Annotated in this window: 4 protein-coding genes; 2 read left to right on the top strand and 2 right to left on the bottom strand. The window is 68.1% G+C overall.

The genetic code is table 11. From position 1 onward, the window contains the following. Positions 1–225 precede the first annotated feature (225 nt). Positions 226–492, top strand: a complete 267-nt coding sequence (locus DI526_RS23050; protein WP_304283285.1) for a hypothetical protein — start codon at positions 226–228, stop codon at positions 490–492. Positions 493–502: 10 nt separating this feature from the next. Here the strand turns inward: DI526_RS23050 and bioB are convergent, their stop codons facing one another. Beyond that, positions 503–1,522 carry a biotin synthase BioB gene (gene bioB, locus DI526_RS23045; RefSeq protein WP_304283283.1) on the bottom strand — a complete coding sequence of 340 codons (1,020 nt, stop codon included), beginning with the start codon at positions 1,520–1,522 and terminating at the stop codon, positions 503–505. Positions 1,523–1,651: 129 nt separating this feature from the next. Here bioB and DI526_RS23040 point away from each other — a divergent pair, with 129 nt between their 5' ends. Beyond that, positions 1,652–3,145 (top strand): CHAD domain-containing protein, encoded by a 1,494-nt coding sequence (locus DI526_RS23040; protein ID WP_304283280.1) that lies wholly within the window; start codon positions 1,652–1,654, stop codon positions 3,143–3,145. Positions 3,146–3,155: 10 nt separating this feature from the next. Here the strand turns inward: DI526_RS23040 and DI526_RS23035 are convergent, their stop codons facing one another. Beyond that, a complete protein-coding gene (locus DI526_RS23035) occupies positions 3,156–4,259 on the bottom strand; it encodes an acyltransferase (RefSeq protein ID WP_304283277.1) in 1,104 nt (367 codons plus the stop codon). Positions 4,260–4,988 lie beyond the last annotated feature (729 nt).

Raw genomic sequence — 4,988 nt, 5'->3', positions numbered from 1 at the left:
GCCCGAGCAGATAACGCTCACGCCCGCCGTCCTCATGGAAACAACAGCCTGGCGGAGCGGTCGACGAGCCGAAACGCAAGCAAACACTCACGGTCTCCGGGTTCGCCCGGCCGCTCCGTCGCCTCCCCAACCTTCAGCGAGCGATCGCGTGAAGCGGCGGCCGCATGTCCGCTTCAGTAAGTTCCTCCCCCGCTCGCGGGGGAGGAATTCCAGAAAGGAGCTCCCATGACCCAACTCCTGATCCCCGCGCGCGCCGAGCGCATGTTCGGCAAGGGCCGGCGCCGCAAGCGCCGCCTGAGAAGCAGCGACGATGTCTGGCTGGACCTGATCGACAAGGTGACGACGGTGCTGGACGAGGCCGAGAATGACATGAGGGTGCTGACCCGCGAATATCCGCCCCACGTTCTGGCGCTCTATCTGGCGGGCGCCGACGAGACGCGACGCGAGCTGGAGGCGTGGCGGCGGGAGATTTTGACGCCCCCGTCCGCCTGAGGATGCCGCCCTACTCCGCGGCCGCCACGAACTCGGCCCGGACCGAGCCCATCGGCTTCAGGTCCAGGTCCTGGAACAGGCGGCTGTCCTCGTCCATGTCTGGCAGCGGGGTGGTGAGCAGCTTGCCGCCGACGAAGATCGAGTTGGCGCCGGCCAGGAAGCACAGGGCCTGCAGCTCGCGGCTCATGCCCTCGCGGCCGGCCGACAGGCGGACCATCGATTTCGGGCAGACGATGCGGGCGACGGCGATGGTGCGGACGAACTCGATCGAGTCGATCTGCCTTGAGCCGCTCTCGTTTTGGGCGGCCAGGATCTTGTCGCCCAGCGGCGTGCCGCTGACCGGCACCAGGCCGTTGATCGGCAGGCTGTCGGGGTGGGCCGGCAGGGTCGCCAGCTGATGCAGCAGGCCGGCGCGGTCGCGGCGCGTCTCGCCCATGCCGACGATGCCGCCGCAGCAGGTGCTCATGCCCGCGTCGCGGACGTGGGCCAGGGTGTCGAGCCGCTCCTGGTAGGTGCGGGTGGTGACGACGTCCTTGTAGTAGTCCGGACCGGTGTCGAGGTTGTGGTTGTAGTAGTCGAGGCCGGCGGCCTTCAGCGCCTTGGCCTGGTCGGCGGTCAGCATGCCGAGCGTGGCGCAGGTCTCCATGCCCAGCGCCTTCACCTCGGCGATCATGGTGGCCAGCTTGGGCAGGTCGCGGTCCTTCAGCTCGCGCCAGGCCGCGCCCATGCAGAAGCGCTGGGCGCCGCCGTCGCGGGCGGCGCGGGCCTTGGCCACGACGTCCTCGGCCTCCATCAGCTTCTCGGCCTTCAGGCCGGTCTTGAAGTGGGCGGACTGGCTGCAGTAGCCGCAATTTTCAGCGCAGCCGCCGGTCTTGACCGACAGAAGCTGCGACAGCTGGATCTCGGAGGGATCGAACCCGGCGCGATGGACGTTGGCCGCCCGGTGGACCAGCTCCATGAAGGGCAGGTCGAAAAGGGCCTCGACTTCAGCCAGGGTCCAGTCGTGACGGGGCGCGTTGATCTTGCTCATGGCGCGCACGTTTGGACCGGGGCCAGGGTGTTTGCAAGGGCTTGGAGAGGCCTTGGCAAGACAGGCGTTCGCGGTCATAGCGCTAGAGGCCTTAGGGTCTGTGGGGCCCGCGCAGGAGTGGATCAGGTCATGGATCGCGAGATCGAGCTGAAGTTCCTGCTGCCGCCGGAGGCCGCCAGTCTCGCCCTGGCCGAACTGAAGGCCCTGCAGGCCGGCGACGGCGCCGTGCGCCAGCTAGACGCGACCTATTTCGACACCCCCGACCACGCCTTGCGCCGCGCCGGCTACGGCCTGCGCGTCCGCGACGGCGAGGGCGGCCGCAAGCAGACGCTGAAATCGGCCTCGGCCGGCGGCGTGTTCTCGCGCGGCGAATGGGAGACCCGCGTCGAGGGGCCGGGCCCCGACCGTGACGCCCTGGCCCTGACGCCGGCGGCGGCGATGCTCGAGGATCGGCCGCTGGCCCCCGTCTTCACGACCCACGTCGAGCGCGTCGTGCGCCTCGTCGAGGTCGGCCAGGCCAGCATCGAGACCGCGCTCGATCGCGGCGAGCTGAGCGCCGCCGATCGCCGGACGCCGGTCTGCGAGCTGGAACTGGAGCTGAAGGCCGGTCCGCCCGCCGCCCTGTTCGATCTGGCCCGGACCCTGGCGGCGCGCGTGCCGCTCCGGCTGTCGCTGATCAGCAAGGCCGAGCGCGGCTACGGCCTCGCCGCCGGCGAGGAGGGCCTGGCGCCGCGTCGCCATGCGCCGGGCTTGAGCCAGAGATCCACCGTGGGCGAGGCGCTGCAGGCCCTGGGCCGCGCCGATCTGGGTCACCTGTGCGCGGCGCTGGAAGCCCTTCGCGGTCGTCCCGAGGCCGACGGCGTGCACCAGGCGCGCGTCGCCACGCGGCGGCTGCGGGCCTTGCTGAAGATCTTCAAGCCTCTGGCCAAGGGCGAGGCGGCCCGCCGCCTCGACGAGGACCTCGCCTGGCTGGCCGGCGAATTCGACACCGCCCGCGACCTCGACGTCTTCGTCGGCGAGGTCTGGGGCGAGGCGGCGTCCGGCGTGGTGTTCAGCGGCAAGGACGCGTTCGAGCGGGGCCTGAAGGCCGCGCACGCCAACGCCTATCTGCGGATGGAAGCCGCCCTCGAGAGCCCGCGCGCGCGGGCGGTGCTGCTGGAGGCCGCCGCCTGGCTCGAGGCCGGCGACTGGACGAGCGATCCCGGTCTTTCGGAAATCCGCGAGGGCTCCGCCAAGGCCTATGCCGCCGGGGTGCTGGCGGACCGCCGCAAGGCGGTGAAGAAGCGCGGCAGGTCGTTCGACGACCTGGACGCCCACGCCCGCCACCGGCTGCGGCTGAAGGGCAAGACCCTGCGCTACGCCGCCGAGGACCTCGCGCCGCTGTTTCCGGAGCACGCCGCGCGCGCCGAGCACTTCATCAAGGCCGCCAAGGCCGCGCAGGACGCGCTGGGCGTGCTGAACGACCAGGCCGTGCGCGAAGGGTTGCTGGCCATGGCGGCGCACGGCGACGCCGACCTCGTGCGGGCGGTTCGGCCGATCGCGCTGAGCGGCGCGGACAATGACCTGATCGATCGCGCCAAGGCTGCGGTGGAGGACCTGATTGGCGCCAAACCGTTCTGGTGAAGCCCGGCGATCAGGGCGTCGAGGGGGCCTCGACCAGCTGGGTCTTGACCTTGCGGCGACCGACGGTGCGACGCAACAGATTGTCGATCGGCAGCTCAACCAGCCGGTAGATCAGATAGCCGAACAGGTTCGCGGCGATGACCACGACAATGATGAACGGCGCGGGGCTGCGCAACGCCTCCGGCAACAGGTCCCAGGCCCGGTAGCCGACGCTCAGCACGCGGGTGTGGAACAGGTAGGTGCTGAACGAGGCGCTGCCGCTGGCGACCAGCACCTTGGTCACCCAGTTGTCGGCGGGCGCTCGGTTGATGATGCAGAACAGGACCGAGGCGATGGCCAGGGCGCCGAAGATCGCCTGCCAGCCGAGCGGAATGGGGAAGCTGACGCCGCCGACCTTGAACAGGACCACGGCCAGAGCCACCAGCCCGACCGACAGCGGCAGCGCGAACCGACCAGAGGACCAGGGCCCGAAGCGCGTCTCGGCCATGCCGATGACCATGCCCGACACGAAGAACAGCAACACAGGGTTGGTCCAGAATTCGAGGGCGGTCTGCGGCGGCAGATTGGCCATCAGCGGGCTCAGCAGCGAACCGGCCGCGACCAGCCCGACCATGACGGCGATCAGCGCCTTCACCGACCATGCGCGCGGCAGCAGCAGGGTCAGCGCGAACAGGGCGTAGAAGAACATCTCGTAGTTCAGCGTCCACCCCTGGCCGACGATCGGCCGCATCTCGGTCTCGCCCGGGGTCAGATAGGGGATGAACAGCAGGGACTTGGCGATCTCGACAGGCGGCCAGAACTGGCCCTTCAAGCCCGCGGTGAAGACCTTGCTGAGGGTGGCGATGTAATAGAGCGGCACAATGCGCAGGAAGCGACGCCACGCGAAATCCAGCGCCGTCGCCGGGCCGCCGACCACGCTGGTGGTCGTACGCACCATCAGGAAGCCGCTGATCACGAAGAAGATCACCACACCCATCATGCCGGTGAAGAAGGCATAGGGCAGCGCGTCTCGCGAGAGTCCGCCAGCGTCCACGATATTGATCATGACGTGATCGACGACGACCAGAGACGCAGCAAGGCCGCGCAGCATCTGAAGATGTGACAACTGGCTCATGCTGCCCCCGCGACTTGAATATCGTTCACGGGGTCTAACGTTAGGTCGGAGGCCTTGCCAAGTCATATTCTCTCAAAGCGCTCTAAATTGATGTGCGCCTCGGATATGGAATGTTCATTTTTCCAAAGATTAGGCGTTGCTGAGTTAAAAAATACACGAATGGACGACAGAGGTTTGACAATGATCAAGACGACGCGAGGGCTCTCTCACAGGCCGGCGCGGAGACCGACCGGGCGATCAGGTCTCCTAAAAGTCCTCGTGCGCGGTGGAGGGCGGCGAGCGAGGGCGACGTCTTATCTCCAGAAGTTCAATTGCGGTCAGGAGCGCTCTGTTGTCGACGATCGCCCAGGGTGCGTCTGAGAGCCGACGCACCCATGCCCTCGTGCTTACTGCCTGCGTGCTGGTTCTGGTGGGCGAGTTTGCGCCGAGAGTGGCCCGCGGCGCCTATCATCGGATTCACGACATGACGACCGCTGCGCCTGGGCGCGTCGTGAGCGCTGGTTCGGTGTCGGAGGGGCGGGTGTCGGCGGTCGGTCCGGAGCAGGCGCCGCGGTGAAGGAAGCCGCTAGACTGTCGCCAATCGCGCGCTCAGGTTGAGTTCAGAGACATAAAAAAGCCCCGACCGTGCGGGCGGGGTTGTGTGCGTGTGGGGGGACCTTGGGTGCGGGGACAGGATTTGAACCTGTGACCTTCAGGTTATGAGCCTGACGAGCTACCGGGCTGCTCCAC

It is taken from the genome of Caulobacter segnis (genome assembly GCF_003243465.1).
Lineage (GTDB): Bacteria > Pseudomonadota > Alphaproteobacteria > Caulobacterales > Caulobacteraceae > Caulobacter > Caulobacter segnis_A.
The sequence above is the reverse complement of the archived record's forward strand: the minus strand, read 5'-3'. Positions and strand labels throughout refer to the sequence as shown.